Genomic DNA, 3784 nt, shown 5'->3' on the forward strand with positions numbered 1-3784 from the left:
TTACCATGAGGCTGACAATGCATCCGTGGATACGGCCGACGACGTAATGGATGAGGCTACAGAGCTTCCAGATCAAGAGCATGACCCGACAGTTATAAACAAGCTGATCCGGCGCATATTGCACTCCTTCTCCCGATCCGCCTATGTAGGCTATACCGCCACACCTTTCGCCAATATTTTCATCCATGAGCGTGGCGAGACAAAAACCGAAGGAGCGGATCTTTTTCCTTCGGCCTTCATCCAGAACTTGGCTGCTCCCAGCAATTACGTGGGACCTTCCGTCGTGTTCGGCCATCCGTCCCCTGAAGGACGAACAAAAAAATTGCCGCTGGTGAAGGAAGTAGAGGATTTTCAGTCGAAAGACGGGCATACAGATTGGATGCCGGTCAAACACAGGAATGGGCATGTTCCTGTCTGGAGCGCCACAGAGCAGCTTCCCCCCAGCCTGCGCGCCGCAATCGATTCTTTTGTACTTGCTTGCGCTGCTCGCGTTCTGCGGGGCCAAGTCAATATGCACAGTTCGATGCTTGTCCACGTGACGCGCTTCAATCAGGTGCAGCAGTACGTCAAGGCTGACGTCGAAAACTACGTCAAGTCTTTGCGGCAGAGGATTGGCCGGAGAATGGGGCACGAGGAGATCTTGGAGCGATTTCGCGTCATATGGGAGTTGGATTTCCTGCCAGCCACGCACGAAGTCAGGGCCGCCGGACTTGGCGACATTCCCCTTGACGATTTTTCATGGGATGAGGTGCTGAAGGCTCTTCCCGACGTTCTTGAGGACATAGATGTCCGGATGATCAATGGCACCGCAAAAGATGCCCTGGACTATGAGGAGAACAAGGAGAAGGGGTTGAAGGTTATCGCCATCGGCGGGGATAAACTGGCTCGTGGGCTTACCTTGGAAGGGCTTTGCACCAGCTACTTCCTGCGTGCCTCGAAGATGTACGACACGCTGATGCAGATGGGCCGCTGGTTCGGCTATCGCCCTGGCTATCTCGACCTGTGTCGTCTGTACACCTCTCCCGATCTGGTTGAGTGGTTCCAGCACATCTCCGATGCCGCAGCCGAGCTACGGGAGGAGTTCGACCTGATGGCGAATTCAGGGGCTACCCCGAGGGAGTTTGGTCTCAAGGTGCAGTCCCACCCGGAACTCATGGTGACATCCCAGATCAAGATGCGGAGTGCCAAGACCCTGCTCCTCTCCTACAGCGGTCAACTCATGCAGACGATTTCGTTCTCAAAGGGGGATGCGCAAAAGAACATGGCTGCCACGCGCAGATTCATCGGGAACCTGGGGGATCCTCAAGAAAGGAACAAATTTGGAAACTCTTTCGGTGAAATTTCGAACTCGTGGAGCGGCCACCTGTGGAGCAATGTGTCTGTGCAAGCGGTTGTGGATTTTCTTGCCGATTACCGAACGAACAGTAACGCCCATCGGGTCAACAGTGCTGTCCTCGCCGAATTCATCCAGAAGATGTCGATGCTTGGTGAGCTGACCAGCTGGAATGTGGCCGTACTCGGCAAGCAGAGCGGTACTCCAATATTGCTTTCCCCAGGCATTGAAATTAACAAGATCAGTCGTGGTGCTGAGCTATTCGATGGTGGAAGATTCGCCATCGGTGTTCTGTCGGATCCGAAAGACGAAACCATTGGATTGAATCATCAGCAATGGGAAGCTGCCCTGCAATCCACAATTGAAATGTGGGAAAGCAAGAAAGAGGCGAAATCGACGGAGCGACCCACGACACCTGGTGGCCCAGCCATCAGAAAAGTTCGAGGACTCGGTGCCTTGGGAGTTCCTCCTGAGCCTGATAGGGGACTTCTTCTTCTGTATGCCGTGGATCCTCAGTTTGAGAAAAACACGTCGGATGGCTTGTCTGATGTCATAGGCTTTGCCATCAGCTTTCCGGGCAGTAAAGCCGATGCCCGGGTCGAATACAAGGTCAACAATGTAGGCTGGGAGCAGGATTATGGTGCCTCTGAATGAAGAGGAGCAGCTTGCCTCAGCGTGGCGGGCATTGAGTGGCGAAGCCGGAAGTGTGGGCTGGAAGGTCATTGATCTGTTCAGTGCCAACGGTTGCAAGGTCATGGCTGGAAGAAAGGGCACTGGTAACGAGGAGAGCCTTCTGGTTGGAATCTCTGGTGCAACGGTACCCGTCGAATCCCAGCTGCCTCGTGGACAAGGCTTCATATTCATCCACACCGAGTTGCCTGGAGATGCATCGAAGCGAACATGGTTTGCCTTGGTGCGTCAGCAGGGCGGTCAGCTTCCGCTGTTCTCCTTGATGGCCGCCGATCTCGTTTCGTTGCTCGCGCGCTTAGGTGGTGATGGAGGAGAAGGAATTCTTTCTGCCCTGATGACACGGATCCATGCATGGCAGAACTTCATGAAACACAACCGGCCAGACCTTCTCTCCGCAGAGGAGGAGATTGGTTTGGTCGGGGAGTTGTTTGTACTTGGAAATTTGATATCCGATGGGATGCTCGCGGCAGACGCGATCCAATCATGGGTCGGGCCCACCGACGGATTGCATGACTTCAGGATCGGTCCCGGCGGGATTGAAGTGAAGTCCACCACCGCTCCGAAGGGATTTGTGGCCAAGATCGGGAATCTGGATCAATTGGACAATAGCCTCTATCAGCCGCTCTATGTCGGTTCGGTCAGGCTTGGGCAATCCAACAACGGGAGTACGTTGCCCGATCTCGTTGATTTGCTCAAAGAGAAAATTCATGACGAAGCCGCGATCGCGCTGCTCTCCAGCAGGCTTGTTGCCGCCGGCTACATCGACTCCATGCGGAATAATTACGTGAGGCGCTTCGTAAATCGCGAGTTGGCCTATCGCTTGGTAGAGGATGACTCTCCTCGATTGACAAGGGCGAACGTGCCCAGCGCTATTTACGATGCCAAGTACACGATGGATCTGGATGTGATACCGGTGGTTGCGATCACGTTCAGTGAAATTTCTTCAAATCTAGGAGTGAATGCAGCATGGAGTTGATCGAGTTTCTGGGGCAGATTCGTGCCGAGGTGAGAGATGAGATCGCCGACAGGGCAGTCGCATCGGGAACAGCGTATCCCTATCCTGAGCTGGTCTTCTCGGAGATCGTCATGAAACACATGGAGGACGTAGGAATGACCTACGAGCCCCAGGTCTGTCACGTGGACGGCAGGGCCGGAAGGGGGAACATCCGATTGAGCGGGTACTCCATTTCCGAGGATGGAGATCGTCTTGATCTGTTTGTCACCGTGTATCTCGATTCTGAGGAATTGACGCCAATTCCAGACTCGGAGACCAAGCAAGCCGCCGAGTACTGCTTCCGCTTTCTGAAGTTGTCTGCGGAAGGGAAGATGGCAAAGACCCTAGATCCTGCCCATGACGGACATGAGCTCGCTGTTCATATCGAACGGGGATATGGGGAGCTGGAAGAAGTCCGGATCTACGTACTTACCGATGGGCAGGTCAAGACAAAGAATTTCAAGTCGCAGGAGATTGCGGGAAAGACCATTCGCCTCGAGGTAATGGATATTGAGCGACTGCATCGCCACCTTTCGGAAGGCAAGCCGAGGGACGAGCTGGTCGTAAACTTCACGGATGTCGCCGGCGGCCCACTGCCTTGTGTCTACATTTCCGGTGGAGACAATTCCTACGATTATGCAATGACCGTTTTCCCCGGAGAGGTTTTACGCCATCTCTATGACAAGTATGGAGCCCGCCTTCTTGAGGCCAATGTCCGATCATTCCTCAGTGCAACAGGCAAGGTGAATAAGGGGATACAGGTGACC

The 3784-nt window shown here is 54.0% G+C and carries 2 protein-coding genes and 1 pseudogene; all 3 read left to right on the forward strand.

Annotated features, from left to right (window positions below):
- A partial coding sequence (locus JCM9942_RS12045) for a Z1 domain-containing protein (protein WP_157722900.1) occupies positions 1-1987 on the forward strand: 1987 nt, incomplete at its 5' end.
- Positions 1971-2999 carry a PD-(D/E)XK motif protein gene (locus JCM9942_RS12050; protein ID WP_054659941.1) on the forward strand — a complete coding sequence of 343 codons (1029 nt, stop codon included), beginning with the start codon at positions 1971-1973 and terminating at the stop codon, positions 2997-2999. The genes JCM9942_RS12045 and JCM9942_RS12050, both read left to right, overlap by 17 nt.
- Positions 2990-3784: pseudogene (locus tag JCM9942_RS12055) on the forward strand (AIPR family protein); the annotation flags it as partial. The gene JCM9942_RS12050 and the pseudogene JCM9942_RS12055, both read left to right, overlap by 10 nt.

The sequence above is a fragment of the Stenotrophomonas pictorum JCM 9942 genome (assembly GCF_001310775.1).
GTDB classification, from domain to species: Bacteria; Pseudomonadota; Gammaproteobacteria; order Xanthomonadales; family Xanthomonadaceae; genus Stenotrophomonas; species Stenotrophomonas pictorum.